This is a genomic window from Qipengyuania sp. SM2512 (genome assembly GCF_054954005.1).
Genome location: NZ_CM143134.1, coordinates 1,362,155 through 1,379,563, shown reverse-complemented (window position 1 = coordinate 1,379,563; position 17,409 = coordinate 1,362,155). Strand labels below are relative to the sequence as shown.

12 protein-coding genes and 4 pseudogenes are annotated in these 17,409 nt (G+C 63.3%); 7 read left to right on the top strand and 9 right to left on the bottom strand.

What is annotated here, in order from left to right:
- Positions 1-47: 47 nt before the first annotated feature.
- From ACQ5J0_RS06960 to ACQ5J0_RS06945, 4 genes are read right to left on the bottom strand one after another with little or no spacing between them, the layout of a single operon-like run.
- Positions 48-2,498, bottom strand: a complete 2,451-nt coding sequence (locus tag ACQ5J0_RS06960; protein WP_462569837.1) for a ligase-associated DNA damage response DEXH box helicase — start codon at positions 2,496-2,498, stop codon at positions 48-50.
- Between the two features lie 25 nt (positions 2,499-2,523).
- Positions 2,524-3,927, bottom strand: coding sequence for a phosphoglucomutase/phosphomannomutase PgmG (gene pgmG, locus ACQ5J0_RS06955; RefSeq protein ID WP_462569836.1), 1,404 nt, complete (start codon positions 3,925-3,927; stop codon positions 2,524-2,526).
- Positions 3,924-4,241, bottom strand: a complete 318-nt coding sequence (locus ACQ5J0_RS06950) for a J domain-containing protein (RefSeq protein WP_462569835.1) — start codon at positions 4,239-4,241, stop codon at positions 3,924-3,926. Before ACQ5J0_RS06950 ends, pgmG begins: the two co-directional genes overlap by 4 nt.
- On the bottom strand, positions 4,238-5,044 hold the full coding sequence (locus tag ACQ5J0_RS06945; protein WP_462569833.1) for a division plane positioning ATPase MipZ: 807 nt from the start codon (positions 5,042-5,044) through the stop codon (positions 4,238-4,240). Before ACQ5J0_RS06945 ends, ACQ5J0_RS06950 begins: the two co-directional genes overlap by 4 nt.
- A gap of 120 nt (positions 5,045-5,164) precedes the next feature.
- Here ACQ5J0_RS06945 and panC point away from each other — a divergent pair, with 120 nt between their 5' ends.
- The gene (panC, locus tag ACQ5J0_RS06940; RefSeq protein WP_462569832.1) at positions 5,165-6,013 is read left to right on the top strand and encodes a pantoate--beta-alanine ligase; all 849 of its coding nucleotides are present in this window, start codon (positions 5,165-5,167) and stop codon (positions 6,011-6,013) included.
- 93 nt (positions 6,014-6,106) lie between these two features.
- Here panC and ACQ5J0_RS06935 read toward each other — a convergent pair whose 3' ends face one another.
- A complete protein-coding gene (locus ACQ5J0_RS06935) occupies positions 6,107-7,621 on the bottom strand; it encodes an ATP-binding protein (protein ID WP_462569831.1) in 1,515 nt (504 codons plus the stop codon).
- A gap of 711 nt (positions 7,622-8,332) precedes the next feature.
- Positions 8,333-8,774: pseudogene (locus tag ACQ5J0_RS06930) on the bottom strand (integrase core domain-containing protein); the annotation flags it as partial.
- 67 nt (positions 8,775-8,841) lie between these two features.
- Here ACQ5J0_RS06930 and ACQ5J0_RS06925 point away from each other — a divergent pair.
- Positions 8,842-9,648: pseudogene (locus ACQ5J0_RS06925) on the top strand (IS5 family transposase).
- 135 nt (positions 9,649-9,783) lie between these two features.
- On the opposite strand, the gene ACQ5J0_RS06920 reads toward ACQ5J0_RS06925, so the two are convergent.
- Positions 9,784-10,797 carry a GDP-mannose 4,6-dehydratase gene (locus tag ACQ5J0_RS06920; RefSeq protein ID WP_462569830.1) on the bottom strand — a complete coding sequence of 338 codons (1,014 nt, stop codon included), beginning with the start codon at positions 10,795-10,797 and terminating at the stop codon, positions 9,784-9,786.
- A gap of 128 nt (positions 10,798-10,925) precedes the next feature.
- Between ACQ5J0_RS06920 and ACQ5J0_RS06915 the strand changes: the two are divergent.
- Positions 10,926-11,112 (top strand): annotated as a pseudogene (locus ACQ5J0_RS06915) (transposase); the annotation flags it as partial.
- Positions 11,113-11,145: 33 nt separating this feature from the next.
- Here ACQ5J0_RS06915 and ACQ5J0_RS06910 read toward each other — a convergent pair.
- A pseudogene (locus tag ACQ5J0_RS06910) lies at positions 11,146-11,887 on the bottom strand (IS3 family transposase); the annotation flags it as partial.
- A gap of 98 nt (positions 11,888-11,985) precedes the next feature.
- Between ACQ5J0_RS06910 and rfbA the strand changes: the two are divergent.
- The 4 genes from rfbA to rfbD are packed head-to-tail and all read left to right on the top strand — an operon-like array spanning position 11,986 to position 15,371.
- Positions 11,986-12,867 (top strand): glucose-1-phosphate thymidylyltransferase RfbA, encoded by an 882-nt coding sequence (gene rfbA, locus ACQ5J0_RS06905; protein WP_462570073.1) that lies wholly within the window; start codon positions 11,986-11,988, stop codon positions 12,865-12,867.
- The gene (gene rfbC, locus ACQ5J0_RS06900; protein WP_462569829.1) at positions 12,864-13,430 is read left to right on the top strand and encodes a dTDP-4-dehydrorhamnose 3,5-epimerase; all 567 of its coding nucleotides are present in this window, start codon (positions 12,864-12,866) and stop codon (positions 13,428-13,430) included. The genes rfbA and rfbC overlap by 4 nt, the downstream gene beginning before the upstream one ends.
- Before the next feature lie 4 nt (positions 13,431-13,434).
- On the top strand, positions 13,435-14,493 hold the full coding sequence (gene rfbB / locus ACQ5J0_RS06895; protein WP_462569828.1) for a dTDP-glucose 4,6-dehydratase: 1,059 nt from the start codon (positions 13,435-13,437) through the stop codon (positions 14,491-14,493).
- Positions 14,490-15,371 (top strand): dTDP-4-dehydrorhamnose reductase, encoded by an 882-nt coding sequence (gene rfbD / locus ACQ5J0_RS06890; RefSeq protein WP_462569827.1) that lies wholly within the window; start codon positions 14,490-14,492, stop codon positions 15,369-15,371. Before rfbB ends, rfbD begins: the two co-directional genes overlap by 4 nt.
- A gap of 10 nt (positions 15,372-15,381) precedes the next feature.
- Here the strand turns inward: rfbD and ACQ5J0_RS06885 are convergent, their stop codons facing one another.
- Positions 15,382-17,241, bottom strand: coding sequence for a polysaccharide biosynthesis protein (locus tag ACQ5J0_RS06885; RefSeq protein ID WP_462569826.1), 1,860 nt, complete (start codon positions 17,239-17,241; stop codon positions 15,382-15,384).
- Between the last annotated feature and the right edge of the window lie 168 nt (positions 17,242-17,409).

Below are 17,409 nucleotides of genomic sequence, written 5' to 3'. Positions count from 1 at the left end.
CCCGGGGCCTCCGTCCCGCGTGGGGGCAGCCCCCTCCCCAGCGGGCGTTACTCGACCCGCATCGCGGCGCCCGCCAGGCTTTCCGCCTCGAGCAGCAATTCGTCGTCTACCGCGCCCTGCGGGGTGGCCTCGCGGCCGATCATCACCATCACCGGCACCGCCAGCGGGCTGACGCGGTCGAGCTCGACATGGACCAACTGCTCGGCGGCGCGGTCGAGCAGGCTGCCCAGCCGGCCGACATCGGTCATCCGGGTGCGCGCATCGGCCCAGGCGGCTTCGAGCAGCACATGGTCGGGCTCGTATTTGCGCAGCACGTCGTAGATCAAATCGGTCGAGAAGGTGACCTGCTTGCCCGTCTTGCGTTTGCCCGGGTGCTGGCGCTCGACCAGCCCGCCGATCACCGCCACCTCGCGGAAGGCGCGGCGCAAGAGGTGCGAATTCTGCACCCAGTCGATGAATTCTTCCTGCAGGATGTCGGGCGAGAGCAGCGGCGCCGGGTCCGCCACCGGCTTCAGCCCCCAGACCGCGAGCGAATAGTCGTTGGCGACGAAGCCGCCGGGCAGCAGCCCGCGATCCTCCATCCGCCGCGTGATCAGCATGCCCAGCGACTGGTTCGCGTTCCAGCCCTCGAAAGTGTAATAGACGGTGTAGAAGCGTCGCCCATGCGGGAAACTCTCGACCAGCAATTGCCCGGGACCGGGCATTTGCGAGCGCCAGTCCTGCACCTCGAGCCATTCGCGGACATCGTCGGGGAAGCGCGCCCAGCCCGCGCGATCGACCAGCATGGTCCGCACGCGCTCGGCGAGATGCGTCGTCAGCGGCAACCGCTGGCCGCCATAGCTGGGGATCATCGCCGAGGCTTTCGCGGCCTTCACCAGCACCTCCATGTCCTGCAGCTTGACCACCTCGAGGCTCATGCCGGCAAAGGCGAAGGTGTCGCCCGGCGAGAGCGAGGCCGCGAAGCGTTCCTCGACCTTGCCCAGCGCGCGCCCGCCGCGCCCGCCGCGCGCGCTGATCCGCACCTCGAGCATCTCGGAATCGATGATGATCCCGGCGTTCATCCGGTGCCGCGCCGCTTGCTCGGGATGGGTCAGCCGCCAGATGCCGGAGCGGTCGCGGGTGATCCGCTTGAACCTGTCATAGGCCTTGAGCGCGTAGCCGCCGGTCGAGACGAAGGTCAGCACCCGCTGCCACACCGCCTCGTCGACCCAGGCATAGGACAGGCTGGAGCGGATTTCGGCCAGCAGCTCGTCCTCGTGGAACGGCGCCGCGCAGGCGCAGGCCATCACGTGCTGCGCCAGCACGTCGAGCCCGCCGGGGCGGAAGTCCTCGCCGTCGCGCTGGCCCTCGTCGACCGCCTCCTTGGCCGCGGTCGCCTCGAGGAATTCGAAGCGATTGCCCGGCACCAGCAGCGCGCGGCTGGGCTGGTCGAGGCGGTGGTTGGCGCGGCCGATCCGCTGGAGCAGCCGCGAGGAGCCCTTGGGCGCGCCCATCTGGACGACGAGGTCGATATCCCCCCAGTCGACCCCGAGGTCGAGACTGGCGGTGCAAACCAGCGCGCGCAGCTCGCCGCGCGCCATCGCCCCCTCGACCTTGCGCCGCGCCTCCTTCGAGAGCGAACCGTGGTGGATCCCGATCGGCAAGGTATCGTCGTTCACGTCCCACAGGTTCTGGAAGATGTATTCGGCGAGAAACCGCGTGTTGGTGAAAACCAGCGTGGTGCGATTGGCGCGAATCTGTTCGTAGAGCTGCGGGATCGCCCAGGTCGCGGCGTGCCCGCCCCAGGGGACGCGCTCTTCCTGCGGCAGGAGGATATCGACCTCGGCGGGGGCACCCTGCTCGCCCTGCACCAGCGCCACGCTGTCGATATCGCCCCAGGGCGCCAGCCATTCGCGGAACGCCTCGGGCTCGGCGACGGTCGCCGAGAGCGCCGAGCGGCGCATGTCGGGGGCGATCGCCTGCAGCCGCGCGAGCGCCAGCGCCAGCAGATCGCCGCGCTTGCCGGTGGCGAAGGCGTGGACCTCGTCGATCACCACGCGTTTCAGGCTGGAGAACAGTTCGAGGCTGTCGGGAAAGGAGAGCAGCAGCGAGAGGCTCTCGGGCGTGGTCAGCAGGATATGCGGCGGGCGGGTGCGCTGGCGCTTCTTGCGGTCCGACGGCGTGTCGCCGCTGCGCGTCTCGACCCGGATCGGCAGGCCGATCTCCTCGATCGGAGTGATGAGGTTGCGCTGCACGTCATGCGCCAGCGCCTTCAATGGCGAGATGTAGAGCGTGTGCAGCCCCTCGGGCGCCGCGGCGCCAACCAGCCGCGAGGGCGCGAAATCCGCCAGCGTGGGCAGAAACCCCGCCAGCGTCTTCCCCGCGCCGGTGTCCGCCACCAGCATCGCGTGCTGGCCCGCATCGCTCGCCGCGAGCATCGCGCTCTGGTGATCGCGCACCCGCCAGTCGCGCGCGGCGAACCACGCGGCAATTTCGGGAGGAAGCGGGCGCGCGGTCACGCTGGCACAGCGCCGGAGGCAGCGCTCAGTGCCCGACGCTCGCCCCACGCTCGAGCCCCGAGAGCGCCAATTGCTCGTCGATCTGCGCCAGCAGGCGGTCGAGCCCCTGCTGGCTGTCGCTCTCGGCGCGCGCGACCAGCACGTCCTGCGTGTTGGAGGCGCGCAGCAGCCACCAGCCGTCGGCGCTGGTCACCCGCACGCCGTCGGTCGAATTGACCTCGGCGGGGCTGGCGGCGAGCCTCGCCTTGACCTCGTCGATGGCGGCGAACTTGCGGCTCTCGTCGACCTGGAAGCGCATTTCGGGGGTGTTGACCATCGCCGGCATCGCGCCGCGCAATTGCGTCACCGAACGGCCCAGCCGCGCGCTGGCGGCCATCAGCCGGGCCCCGGCGTAGAGCGCGTCGTCATAGCCATAATAATCGTCGGCGAAGAACACATGACCGCTCATTTCGCCCGCCAGCGGGGAACCGGTTTCCTTCATTTTCGATTTGATCAGCGAGTGGCCGGTCTTCCACATCAACGGCACGCCGCCGCATTGCGCCACATGATCGAACAGCGCACGACTGGCCTTCACATCGGCAATCACGGTAGCACCTTTGTGACGCGACAAAGCATCCTCGGCGTAGATCATCAGCAGCTGGTCGCCCCAGATCACGCGGCCCTCGCCGTCGATCGCGCCGATCCGGTCGCCGTCGCCATCGAAGGCGACTCCGAAATCGAGCCCCTTGTCGGCCACCAGCGCGCGCAGATCCTCGAGATTTTCCTCGACCGTGGGGTCGGGATGGTGGTTGGGGAAATTGCCGTCGACCTCGGTGTAGAGCAGGTGATGCTCGCCCGGGAGGCGGGCGACGAGCTGTTCGAGCGCAGGGCCGGCGGCGCCATTGCCCGCGTCCCAGCCGATCCGCATCGCGGCGAGCGCGGCCGGATCGACCCCGTCGAGCCCGGCGAGCAGCCGCTCGATATAGGCGGGCATGATTGCGCGCGTTTCGGAGGTGCCGACGCCGTCCATCCATTCGCCTTTGGCGGCGCGTTCCCCGAGCCTCGTGATATCGGCGCCGAAGAACGGACGCCCCTGGAATACCAGTTTGAAGCCGTTGTAATTGGCGGGATTGTGGCTGCCGGTTATTTCAATGCCGCCGTCTATCTGCTCGTCTGACGCCTCGGCGTAATAGAGCATCGGAGTCGCCGCCATGCCGATCCGGACGACATCGCAGCCCGAAGCGTTGAGCCCCTCGACCAGCGCGTGCTCGAGGATCGGCGAGCTGACCCGGCCATCATAACCCACCGCCACCCTGCTGCCGCCCGCTTCACGCAGCATCGAGCCGAACACCCGCCCGATCGCGCGGGCATCGTCGGGCCCCAGGGTTTCGCCGATGATCCCGCGAATGTCGTATTCGCGCAGCACGGTGGGATCGAAAACATGACTCATTGTGGCGACTCCGGTGGTTCTTGCGAGATATTGTCCTGCGGCAGGCGCGCAAGCAAGAGGTCGCGCGCGGCGTTGACCTCGGCGAGCTTGGCGGTGCTGCCGCCTCTGTCGGGATGCAATATGGCAGCCATGCGACGATGCGCCTCGCGGATTTCCGTCCGGCTGGCCTTGGGGCTGACCCCGAGCAGACGCCGCGCCTGGGCGAGCTGTCGTCCCCCGGCGGAGCGGGTCTGGAGATACTCCCACGGCCATTTGCCGAGCAGCAGGCGGCAGGCCAGCGCGATCACCACCGCGATGACCAGGATGCGCATCATGCCGCCGCAGCCTCGGACCCGGCAAGACCCGGGAGCCGCAGATTGGCGACCAGCCCGCGCAATTCCTGCCGCGCGACCAGATGGCTGGTGCCCAGATCGCCCAGATGGCCCTTGTCGAGCAGCGTCAGCCCCGAGGGGAACAGCTCGCGATAGACCACGCGTTCGGACAGGCCCTTGGCGACGCGGAAGCCGACCCGCTTGGCCATTTCGCCCAGCGCCTTCTCGAGCCGCGCCATGTTGCGCGCCTCGGTGTAGCCGCTGCGGTTGCGGACCACGACCCAGTCCATCGGCGGGCGGTTTTCCTCGATCTGCTTGCGCCCGCGCTGGATCCGCGCCTCCCAGATCAGCTCGGCATAGAAGGACAGTTTCTTGACCTTGAAGCTGTCGCCCTCGACCTGGCCGATGAGGTCGAAATCGACGAAACTGTCGTTCATCGGAGTTACCAGCGTGTCGGCCTGACCGGCGCTGTGACGCGCCAGCGGATCGTCGCGGCCGGGCGTGTCGACGAGGATGAAATCGGCGCCCGCCGCCTTCTCCGCGACCAGAGCCTCGAACGCCTCGGCATCGCAATCGCCGACGACATGGCATTCGGCGGAGGGCAGATCGATGCCGCGTTTCTCGGCCGTCCCGGCGCGGTTGTCGAAATAGCGGTCCATCGTGCGCTGGCGGTGATCGAGATCGAAGGCGACCACACGCTTGCCCGAATAGGCCAGCGCGACCGCGACATGGACCGCAGTGGTCGACTTGCCCGTCCCGCCCTTCTCGTTGGCGAAGGTGATGCGGTGCGGACGGGTCGAGGACACTTGCGGGCGTTCCTTATAGCGCGGAGGGCAATCTGGTCGGTTTATCGGTGCAGGCATAGCGGCTAGGGCAGCAGCCCGGTCGCGATGACGGCCATTCGCCTTACGGGAGGGGCATTGCGCGTGCAAACCATCACTCGGCTCGACATGTTGAGAAGCGAAGTGGCGCAATTGCGCCGCGGGGGCGCGAGCGTGGCGCTGGTGCCGACCATGGGCGCGCTGCACGAGGGCCATCTGACACTGATCCGCGCCGCGCGCGGCCAGGCCGATCACGTGGTCGCCTCGATTTTCGTCAATCCACGCCAGTTCGGCGCGGGCGAGGATCTCGAGGCCTATCCGCGCCAGATGGCGCGCGATTCGGCGCTGCTGGAGGCCGAAGGCGTGGCGCTGCTATGGGCGCCAGCGCCCGAGGAGGTCTATCCCGCGGGCTATGCGACCAATGTATCGGTCTCGGGGGTGAGCGCAGGCCTGTGCGGCGCCGACCGGCCCGGTCATTTCGACGGCGTCGCCACCGTGGTCTGCAAGCTGTTCAACCAGGTCCGGCCCGACCTCGCCTTCTTCGGCGAGAAGGACTGGCAGCAGCTCGCTGTGATTCGGCGCATGGCGCGCGATCTCGACCTTACCCAGCCCGAGGCGAGCGCAATCCACGCGGTTCCCACGGTGCGCGAAGCCGACGGCCTCGCGATGAGCAGCCGCAACGCCTATCTCACCCCCGAGCAGCGCGAACAGGCCGCTGTTCTGCCCCGCGCGATGCGTGAGGCGGCGGCAGCGATAGATTCGGGATCGGCGGTGGCAGAGACACTCGACAGATTGCGCGGCGATCTGGTCGCGGGCGGCTTCGACAGCGTGGACTACGCCGAACTGCGCGACGCCGCCACGCTCGAGCGGGTGGGCCAGCGAGAGGATGCGGCGCGGCTGTTCGTTGCCGCCAGGATCGGCGGCACCCGGCTGATTGACAATATCGGCCTGTGAAGAGCTACCTGCTTTAGCACGAAAGCCAAATGAACGGCGCGATCGGATCGAATGGGTGGCGCAGGCTACGGCTGCCCCCGGTCCCGCGTCTCCTCACTCGGCGCCGACGCCTTCCAGACCCAGCACGCTGATCGTCCGCACCCCGCCGAAATCCTCGCGGACCACGATCAGATTGCTGCGCTCGAGATGGTCGAGCAGGCGGCGGATGCGGCCCGGCGAGGAGCTGCCGTAAACCCGCGCCAGCTCATCCTCGTCCGGCCGATTGCGCCCGTGAACCGCTGCGACGGCAATTGCGAGATAGGGAGCGAGCACATCCTCATCCACGCCCTCGGCCAGATGTTCGATCGTCGCGCGCGCATTTGCCGATAGTCTGCCGGCGCCTGAAAGCGCGAAGGCAAACAGCCGCCGGAATTCGGCCATGTCGATATGCGCGCTGACCACGCCGCGCTGGCGGCAGGCGGTCAGGAACTCGCGGAACAGGGTGGCGGGCGATCGGAAGGTGGCACCGTCCTGCCCGGCGAGCTCCTCGACGATCCGCTCGACGCTCACCTCTGCTGTCTCATCCGCCGGCAGGGTTTCGGCATCGTCAACCGGTTCGGTTTCGGCGGCCATTGAGGGAATTGGGCCCTCTTCCGCTTCGACCCGCTGCGGCGGTGGAGGCTGGCTGGCGCGATTTAGGATCGCCTGTTCGATATCGGTCGCCGATTTACGCTTGGCGGCGGCGATACGCGGTGCGTTCCCCTGCGCTTCCTGCGCCAGCTCCACATGCAGCAGCGCTTCCAGCTCGTCGCTACCGGTTTCCGGCAGCGGCATCAGGCCCTGCCCGGCATTCTTCCCGCCCGTCTGCGCCGCGCCCACCTGCACCGCCACCGGACGGCGGCTGATCGCCGGCCCCAGCCCCAGGAATTGTCCGCGCTGAAGGTCGCGAATGCGCTCCGCCTGCCGGCGGTCCATCCCCAGAAGATCGGCGGCGCGCTGCATGTCGATGTCGAGAAAGGTGCGGCCCATCAGGAAGTTCGAGGCCTCGGCGGCAACGTTCTTCGCCAGCTTCGCGAGCCTTTGGGTCGCAACGACCCCGGCAAGCCCGCGTTTGCGACCGCGGCACATCAGATTGGTCATCGCCGACAGCGTCAGGCGGCGCGTATCCTCAGCCATCTCGCCGGCCGCAGCAGGGGCGAACATCTGCGCTTCGTCCACCACCACCAGCGCGGGATACCAATGCTCCCGAGGAGCGTCGAACAGTGCAGTGAGGAACAGCGCGGCGCAGCGGATCTGCTGCTCCACCTCGAGCTCCTCGAGCGCCAGCACGACCGAGGCCCGATGCTGCCGCACTCGCCGCGCCAGCGCCTCGATCTCTGCGGGAGAATGCGCCGCGCCATCGATCACGATGTGATCGAACCTGTCGGCCAGGCTGCTGAAATCGCCCTCGGGATCGATCACCACCTGTTGGACCAGTTCGGCGCTCTGCTCGAGCAGGCGGCGCAGGAGATGAGACTTTCCGGACCCGGAATTGCCCTGCACAAGCAAGCGCGTGCCGAGCAGCTCCTCGATATCGATGGGAACCGGTTGACCTTCGGTATCCCTGCCTATTTCGATCTGCGCCCGCACACTTAGGGTATTAGACGCGCCGACCCGCGGCGGAAAGGCCAGCGAGAAGGTTATCCGACCAGGACCACGGGGCGGTAGTCAGGCTGCGAGGGTGGAATGACTCGGAGCTGCAGGCCTGAACCCGAGCATCGTATCGACGCTCCGCTCGCGCATCGCGCTAGATCAACATGGTCGAATGGATGAGAAACTCGGGTCGGGAATAGCCGCCATTTGCGGAAGCTGGGGCAGATAGCGGGATTCTGATCCGCTTTACCCACACGCCAAGCCCCGCAGAAAACCGTGGGTTTCTGACTGCGTGAAACCGTTTGTAGCCTGCTATGTGGGAAGGTCAATGTGGCGCTGGCGCGGCACTGCATCACACCTCTGAATTTTCTACAGGAATTTTTTTCGAAGCTTGAACGCCTAAAGACAATTGGCTGCGCCGCCACCCCTTCAGAGGTCATATGGATCGGGAACCTGCTCCAAATCGCGGGAGAATCTCGCCACAACGGATGCCAGCGAACACCCACACTTCCTTGGCTCGACCATTGGACAGGTATTCGATTCGGCCTTCGGCATGACGCCGTTCGCTACTGTGAAGCTCGGCGAAATCGAAATGCTGGCTTTCCTCATGATGGCGCTCGTTGTGCCAATTTATGCTGTTGCTAGCTTTGATGCCACGATAGAAAGTTTCGTGTCACGCTGGATTGCGCTCCACATCGTAATTGCCGAAGATGAGTGCGGTCTCTCCCCGGTTGTAATCTTCAACCCAGGCCGCGATCTCGACGCGGGCATGAGCGAGGCTGAGGAACAGCGTCTCGTTCAGCAGTTCATCGCGCATTCCGCCGTTAAAGCTCTCGCAGAAGCCGTTCTGCATTGGCTTGCCCGGCGTGATGTAATGCCACTCCACTCCGATCTCCCCGCACCATGCCAGCACCACATTGCTGTTGAGCTTCGTGCCGTTGTGGCGCTGCGCGCCGTCTGCGACTCCGCTGACGATCATGCCGGGCTTGCCGGGCTCGGCGATCAGTTCGGCTAGCTCACGCACGACACGGCGGCCCGAGATCGATGTGTCCGATACCGATAGCAGGCACTCTCTGGTCACATCGTCGACGATGTTGAGCACGCGGAACCGCCTTCCAGACGCCATCTGATCGTGAACGAAGTCTAGGCCGTGTTGACAAAAGGGATTCCCTAATGGCCCCGCTTCTGATTCAAGACTGCTTTTTTGCGGAGAAGTCATGGGTCGCGGGGATTTGTCGGATGCGGAGTGGGAACTGATGGGGCCGCTGCTACCGCCTGAGCGAGGCCGGTGGGCGCGGCCAGCGGGCGATAATCGGCGCTTCCTCAATGGTATGCTCCACGTTCTGCGGGTCGGCTGTCCCTGGCGCGACATGCACGAGCGATACGGCAAGTGGAACTCGGTCTATGTCCGGTTTCGGCGCTGGGCAGAACAGGGTGTCTGGGATGCTCTCCTGCAAACGCTGGTCGATCTGGGGCTGACCGACGACTGGCAGCACATGATCGACAGCACCAGCGTTCGCGGCCACGTCTCGGCAGCGGGCGGAAGAGGAGGGCTTGTGCGAACGCTCTTGGTCGATCACGCGACGGCTTTACGAGCAAGATCCACGCCCGCTGCGGAGCCGTAGGCGTGCGAAGCACACAATCAAGGACTGCCTGTCGGCTTCATCCTGACCGGCGGTGAGGCTTCCGATTACACCGCCGCCGAGCCGCTGATGGCGATCCCGGTCGCGGCGCCCAAGGCACTGCTGGCGGACGAAGGGTATGATGGCGACCGCTTCTGCGGAAGCCTGCTGATTCGGGGCATCCTGCCGATCATCCCGCCTCGCTCGAACCGCAAGGTGCCCGAACATGCCGACTATCGCCGCTACAAGGACCGCAACCGCGGCGAGCGAATGTCCGGAAAACTGAAGCAACAGCGTCGTATTGCCACCCGCTACGACAAGACCGACATCTCCTTCGAGAGCTTCCTCAACCTCGCCGCCGCAACACGCCTACGGCTGAAGTCTCTTGCCAACACGGCCTAGGCTGACATTATAGCGCGATGCCAGCTTGAGGATTAGCATCAGTTTTTGCTTAAAAAGCGAAGTACTCCAATACGTCTCCGAGGGCTTCCCACTGATTGCCGCGTCGCCTGCGGCTCCTCGTAACTACGAGGTAAATCAGACCTCGTAATAGTCACGATACCAGGTAACGAAGCGTTTGATTCCCTCGCGCACGTCGGTTTGCGGTCGGTAGCCAGTCAGGTTCTCGAGCAACGTCGCATCGGCCCAAGTCGCGGGGACATCGCCCTTCTGCATGTCCATGTATTTGCGCTGGGCCTTCACTCCGCATTCGGCCTCGATCGCATCGACAAATTCCTCGAGCCGCACACGGCTATTATTGCCGATATTGACGACGCGATAGGGCGCGGCAGGGGAGAGCGAATCCCAATCCGGAATATCAGACGCGTTTTCGGGCCGGACGGGTGGGGTATCGATCAGCAGGCGAATGGCGCGCACTAAATCGGTCACATAGGTGAAATCGCGATACATCTTGCCGTGATTGTAAATGTCGATCGGCTCGCCGTTCAGGATACCCCTTGTAAATTTGAAAAGTGCCATGTCGGGGCGGCCCCATGCGCCGTAGACGGTGAAGAAACGGAACATCGTGATCGGCAGGTTCCAGAGATGGGCGTAGGAATGGCCCATCGCCTCGGTCGCCTTCTTGGTCGCTGCGTAGAACGTCAGCGGGGTGTCGGTCTTCTGCAACTCGGAAAACGGCATCTCCTCGTTGGCGCCGTAAACCGAGCTGGTCGAGGCCATCAGCAAGTGAGCGACCTGGAGTTCCCGCGCGCACTCCATCACGTTGAAAGTGCCGACGAGGTTGGAATTGAGATAGGCGCGCGGGTTTTCAAGAGAGTAGCGAACCCCGGCCTGCGCAGCGAGGTGAACGATGGCGTCGGGCTTTTCTACAAGCATCAGCTCGCGCAGACTCTTCGCATCCTCGAGCATGCCCTCGTGGGCCGAGAAACGCTCATTTTGCTGCAGCATCTGGTGGCGGCGCTGCTTGATGCGGACATCGTAATAATCGGTCATCCCGTCATAACCGACGACTGCGAAGCCTTCGTCGAGCAGATGGCGGGCGAGATGAAAGCCGATGAAGCCGGCCGAACCGGTGATGAAGATCTTGCGCATGGCATGCGCGTATAGGCTCCGGTCTGCAGTGCTATCAAGCTCTTTGGCTATCCATTACACTGGCACTCGGTGAAGCCACTGAACCGCGCTAGGATTGCGGGAGACCCAACTCTCGAGAGGAAGGGTCAATGAGCAAGACGACGAACAAGTTTTCACCTGAGGTCCGCGAACGGGCAGTGCGGATGGTGCTAGACAGCGAGAAGGAGCATTCATCGCACTGGCCGGCGGTTTCATCGATAGCAGGCAAGATCCGGCTGCTCAACCTACATGCTGCTTGAGTGGGTGAAGAAGGCCGAGGTGGACAGCGGCATGCGTGACCGGCCCCCACCGAGTGGTCCGGGTTGATTGTTAGTGCATTGTGGCCTCCTGCGCCATTGCCGGCTGGAGGTGGAGCGAAGCGGAACCGGAAGGCGGCAATGGCAATCTTACGGTTTCGGGGGCAGGCGGCCGATAGCCAAGGCTGCTGTGCGGACGGACGGTGTTGGAGTCTTGGCGCCAGGCCTCGATCAGGACCTTGGCCTCAGCGAGACTGTAGAAGATCTCGCCATTGAGCAGCTCGTCACGCAGTGAGCCGTTGACCCGAAGGGCGGCGAAGCCAACCTCTCGTTGTAACCATTCTCCCAAGGCGATCCCGGGGCTATGTAGAGCGTCTTCACCCCGATGCAGGCGAGCCACTCCTGCACGGCAGTAGCGATAAACTCCGGACCATTGTCGGACCTGATATGGGCAGGTGGCCCCCGAGAGACGAACAGGTCAGCCAGCGCCGCCAGCACGTCTGATGCTTGAGCTGGCGCGCCACGACCAGAGCCAAGCATTCGCGGCTGGCCTCGTCAATGATGGTCAGGATTCGGAACTTGCGGCCATCATGGGTGCGCCCTTCGACGAAGTCGTAAGCCCACACATGCCCTGGATACTCTGGCCGCAAGCGGATGCACGAGCCGTCGTTCAGCCATAGCCGCCCGCGCTTTGGCTGTTTTTGCGGCACCTTCAGTCCCTCTTTACGCCAGATCCGCTCAACCCGCTTGCGGTTCACTTGCCACCCTGCGTCACGCAGCAATGCCGTCGCCCGGCGATGGCCGTAGCGGCCATGCCCACGCTATTCCAGGATCGAATGTTTATCAGGGTGACAGGGCTAACCTGAGCCTTTACCGAGCCCCGGTCTTGATGATTATCAAATGGGGATACACTTTGAAAGGCATCATCCTTGCCGGTGGAAGCGGAACGCGGCTCTACCCAGCGACCATGTCGATCTCGAAGCAGTTGCTGCCTGTATTCGACAAGCCGATGATCTACTATCCGCTTAGCGTGCTGATGCTGGCCGGGATCCGCGAGGTTTTGGTGATTTCTACCCCGCGCGATCTTCCGATGTTCGAGGCGCTGCTGGGCGATGGCTCGGCCTTCGGGATCGAACTGAGCTATGCTGTCCAGCCCGAACCCAATGGTCTTGCCGAAGCCTTCATCATCGGGGCGGATTTCGTCTCAGGGGGGCCAAGCGCGCTGATCCTCGGCGACAACATATATCACGGCGAGAAGATCGGCGAGAAATGCCGCGCCGCCGCCGAAGAGGCCGCAGCAGGCGGGGCCAACGTCTTTGCCTACCATGTCGACGACCCTGAACGCTACGGCGTTGCAGCCTTCGATCCCGCCACTGGCAAGGCGACCAGCATTGAGGAAAAGCCCGCCAACCCCAAGTCCAACTGGGCGGTGACGGGCCTTTATTTCTACGACAAGGACGTGGTCGACATTGCCCGAGACGTGCAGCCGAGCGCGCGCGGCGAACTCGAGATCACCGACGTCAACCGCGCTTACATGGAGCGCGGTGATCTCCACATTACGCAGCTTGGGCGCGGCTATGCTTGGCTTGACACCGGCACCCATGAAAGCCTTCACGAGGCTTCGAGCTTCGTCCGCACGATCGAGCACCGCACGGGGATCAAGATTGCCTGTCCCGAGGAAGTCGCTTTTCGGCAGGGCTGGCTCGACGCCGACAAGGTGCTCGAACGGGCCGATGCGATGGGCAAGACAGGTTACGGCGCCTACCTGCGGAAGCTGGTGGAGCAACCGGCATGACCGAGTTCATTCGTCACGCGATCCCCGAAGTGGTCGAGGTAATCCCTCCCAAATACGGCGACAATCGCGGGTTCTTTTCCGAAGTCTTCAGGCGCTCGACTTTCACGGACGAAGGGATCAAGATCGACTGGATCCAGGACAATCAGTCCCTATCCGCCACCGTCGGAACGGTGCGCGGGCTGCATTTCCAAAGCCCTCCGGTGGCGCAGGACAAGCTGGTGCGTGTGCTGCGCGGCGCGATCTACGATGTTGCGCTCGACATCCGCAAGGGCTCGCCGACTTACGGCCAGCATGTCGGCGTGACCTTGTCTGCCGACAAGTGGAACCAATTGCTCGTGCCGATCGGTTTCGCGCATTGTTTCATGACCATCGAGCCTGACACCGAAGTGCTTTACAAGGTGTCCGACCTCTATTCCCCAGACCACGAAGGGGCAATCTTCTGGAACGACCCGGCGCTGGGGATCGACTGGCCCGCGTTCGGTGGCGAGCCGACCCTGTCGGCGAAGGACCTCGAGGCGCCGCTGTTCGCTGATTTCGATACCCCGTTCACTTACGAAGGCTGAAGGCATGGAAACCATCCTCGTTACCGGCGGCGCCGGGTTTATCGGCTCGGCAGTGGTTCGCCAACTTGTCCGCGACGGTAAAGACGTGATCAATCTTGACAAGCTGACCTATGCGGGCAATCCCGAGAGCCTCAAGGTCATCGAGAACGCGAACAATCACCGACTGGTCCAAGGCGATATCCTCGACAACGAGATGGTGTTGAACCTCCTGCGTGAGGAACAGGTCGACGGGATTATGCACCTCGCCGCCGAAAGCCATGTCGATCGCTCGATCGACGGGCCCGGCGCCTTCGTCGAGACCAATGTCGTGGGCACCTTCCGGCTGCTCGACGCTGCGCTCGAATATTGGCGCGGGCTCAAAGGAGCGAGAAAAGACGGCTTCCGCTTCCATCACATCTCAACCGACGAAGTGTTCGGCGACCTCGATTTCGACGAGACGCTGTTCACCGAGGAAACCCCTTACGCGCCCTCTTCGCCCTACTCAGCGAGCAAGGCGGCGAGCGACCATTTCGTGCGCGCATGGCATGAGACCTACGGCCTGCCGGTGGTTCTCTCCAACTGTTCGAACAATTACGGGCCTTATCACTTCCCGGAAAAGCTGATCCCGCTGGTCACGTTGAACGCCCTCGAGGGCAAGCCACTGCCGGTCTACGGCACGGGCGAGAACGTGCGCGACTGGCTCTATGTGGACGACCATGCGCGTGCGCTAATTACCGTGCTGACCAAAGGCGCGGTCGGTGAGAGCTACAATATCGGTGGCAACCAAGAGCGTACCAACCTGCAGGTAGTTGAAGCGATCTGCGACGCTCTGGACGAGCGCCAGGCGCTAGAAAACGGCAAGAGCCGCCGCGAACTGATCACCTTCGTCACCGACCGGCCGGGCCATGACCGCCGCTATGCGATCGACGCCAGAAAGATCGAACGAGACCTGGGGTGGACGCCGGAAGAAACCTTCGAGACCGGCCTTGCCAAGACCGTCGAATGGTATCTTGATAACGAATGGTGGTGGGGTCCGATCCGCTCGGGCAGATATGGTGGCGAGCGTCTCGGCGGCAACGAATGAAAATTCTCGTCACCGGGCGCGAGGGGCAGGTCGCCCGTTCGCTCGCCGAACGCAACGAGGCGCACGAGCTCGTCTTCACCGCACGGCCCGGTTTCGACCTTGCCGATCCTGACAGCATCGTGCGTACCATCCATGGCGTGCGCCCTGACCTCGTTATCTCGGCCGCTGCCTATACCGCGGTCGACCAAGCCGAAGACACGCCGGAACTCGCGATGGCGTTAAACGGCGCGGCGCCCGGCCAGATCGGCCGCGCAGCCGCCGCGATTGGCGCACCGGTACTGCACCTTTCGACCGATTACGTGTTCGACGGTAGCGGCGATCGTGCCTGGCACGAGAACGACCCGACTGGGCCGATCAGTGTTTACGGAAAGACCAAGCTGGCAGGCGAAGAGGCGCTCGCTGCCTCGGGCGCGACCTTTGCGATCTTGCGCACGGCCTGGGTCTATAGCCCTTTCGGCAGCAATTTCGTCAAGACCATGCTGCGTCTCGCCGAAGCGCGAGACGCGCTTGAAGTCGTCAACGACCAGCACGGTAACCCGACTTCGGCGCTCGATATCGCTGACGCGCTGTTTGCTGTGGCCGATCGCTGGAAACACGAACCCCGCCACGGCGCCAATGAGTGCTACCACTTCGCCGGAACCGGCTCGACGAGTTGGGCTGATTTCGCTCGTGCAATTTTCGTCGAGAGCGCCAGACATGGAGGCTCAACCTGTGCGGTGGCCGGCGTCCCCACATGCGAATATCCAACCAAAGCGATTCGCCCCGCCAATTCGCGGCTCAACAGCGCGAAATTTGGCAGCACGTTCGGCTATGAGGCGCCATGCTGGCAAATTTCGCTCGCAAATACAGTCACACGGCTGGCAGCCAAGAGCGTCTAGAAGAATCGCCCTAATTGCTCGTTCGCTTGAGGTTCTCGATTGGCGTGACGGTGGCGCCATTCGCTGTAACTAGCAGGTCTTTCGCATCCAGCGGTTTCGACTTAGCGTTCGCCACGCGGATCGCCCGCTCGCGGGAAACAAGATCCACGAGCGGCGATTGAGGTTGAAATTCGGGGACCAGTGCAATGATCTGGTCTCGCGCTAATGCTGCATCGCCCGCCGCAATTGATTTCCGCAGAGCTTCAAGGGCAGGAGCAAGATCATCCCATGAAAAGAAATCCTCGCGCGAGCGCAATATGCGAGGATGCTCCGTTTGGAGCGGCTTATTGCCGATCAGCAGTTCCTCGTACAATTTTTCGCCGGGCCGTAAGCCGATCGTTTGGATCGCGATGTCGCCCCCAGGATTGCTCTCGTCGCGTAGACTCAGGCCAGACAATTCGATCATGTTACGCGCTAAGTCCACGATCTTCACCGGCTCGCCCATGTCGAGCAAGAACACCTCGCCGCCGTTCGCCATCGCGCCCGCCTGGAGTACGAGCTGCGCCGCTTCGGAAATAGTCATAAAATAACGGGTGATCTTTTCGTCGGTGATCGTAATAGGTCCACCAGCGGTGATCTGGTCGCGGAAAAGGGGTACTACCGATCCGCTCGAACCAAGCACATTGCCAAAACGAACCATCGAGAAGCGCGTGCCCGTGCCCTCTTCAGCAATGGCCTGCACCACCATTTCAGCTAAGCGTTTAGTCGTCCCCATAATGCTGGTCGGGCGCACGGCCTTGTCAGTGCTGATGAGGGTGAAATTGGAAACGCCGTGGCGCTGAGCTGCACGGGCGATCGTAAGTGTTCCGAAGACGTTGTTAGCGATGCCCTGCGTCGCATTGTGCTCTACCAGCGGGACATGTTTGTAAGCGGCCGCGTGGAATACTGTGTCTGGCGCAAATTCGGCGATGACCTCATCCATCCGACGTTGGTCCGTCACAGAGCCGAGCACCGGAATAATGCTATCAGGATTGATTTGACGTGCGCGCTCACTGCCTACTAATTCGCGGTGGATCGCGAAAAGGTTAAATTCCGCGTTCTCCACGAGCACCAACCGGGCAGGCTGCGTCGCTACGATTTGGCGGCACAGCTCGCTTCCGATCGAACCACCAGCGCCCGTCACGAGTACGGTCTTTCCGAAAATATTGCGGCGAATCAGTGCTGGATCGGGCGATACAGTGGGGCGCCCCAGCAGGTCGCCAATTTCCAGATCACGCAGGGCTCCGACGGACACCGAACCCCGCGCAAGGTCCATCAGGCCGGGGAGAGTCCGCACGCGAAGTTTTAGCGGACGGAGTTTGTCGACCACTTCCTTGCGCTGCAACCGCGTGGCCGAAGGTATGGCAAGCAACACGTCAGTCACATTCCTGCGGCTGACCACTTTTTCGAGCTGCGCCGGCGAAAACACGTTGGTGTCGTTGATCGTCGAGCGCCATAAGTCGGGATCGTCATCGAGGAAGCCAACCAGTCGCATTTCCCCGCTCGCGCGAATCGCGCTCGCAAGCTGGCGCCCAGCCCGGCCCGCGCCGTAAATGAGCACGGACGGGCGCTCTTCGCTGACCCACAAGGCACGATAAGATACACCGAGATAGGCTCGCGCAAGGAGGCGAGACGCCGCTATAAAAAGAAACAGCAGCATTGGCTGGATTAGGCCGACAGTGCGCGGCACCCCATAAACACCGACCACTGTATAGATAATGACGTATGGCACCGTGTAGAGGGCGACGGCGCGCGCAACCGAGCGCATCGCGCCGAACCCAGCGTGGCGAAAGATCGCTCTATAGAGCCCCATTATCACGAAAATAGGCAGAGCGATGGCGATCGCACCCATCGTAGGGTGTGGCACGCCGGTAAAGGGATCTACCAACTCACCCATACGAAGGTAAAAAGCGAGATAGACCGTTACGGCACAAATTATTGCATCCATGCCGAGAGCGATTGCGCGTTTGGCCGGTCGCGGTAGCCTCAGCAAAACGTCGACGAGACGCTTTCTAGTTAT

What these genes read in the sequence shown, in the direction of transcription:
- rfbB (WP_462569828.1), top strand. Translation starts at nt 13,435, where the DNA reads ATGGAAACCATCCTCGTTACCGGCGGCGCCGGGTTTATCGGCTCGGCA.
- rfbC (WP_462569829.1), top strand. Translation starts at nt 12,864, where the DNA reads ATGACCGAGTTCATTCGTCACGCGATCCCCGAAGTGGTCGAGGTAATC.
- rfbD (WP_462569827.1), top strand. Translation starts at nt 14,490, where the DNA reads ATGAAAATTCTCGTCACCGGGCGCGAGGGGCAGGTCGCCCGTTCGCTC.
- ACQ5J0_RS06920 (WP_462569830.1), bottom strand. Translation starts at nt 10,797, where the DNA reads ATGCGCAAGATCTTCATCACCGGTTCGGCCGGCTTCATCGGCTTTCAT.
- pgmG (WP_462569836.1), bottom strand. Translation starts at nt 3,927, where the DNA reads ATGAGTCATGTTTTCGATCCCACCGTGCTGCGCGAATACGACATTCGC.
- ACQ5J0_RS06885 (WP_462569826.1), bottom strand. Translation starts at nt 17,241, where the DNA reads ATGGGTGCGATCGCCATCGCTCTGCCTATTTTCGTGATAATGGGGCTC.
- ACQ5J0_RS06950 (WP_462569835.1), bottom strand. Translation starts at nt 4,241, where the DNA reads ATGATGCGCATCCTGGTCATCGCGGTGGTGATCGCGCTGGCCTGCCGC.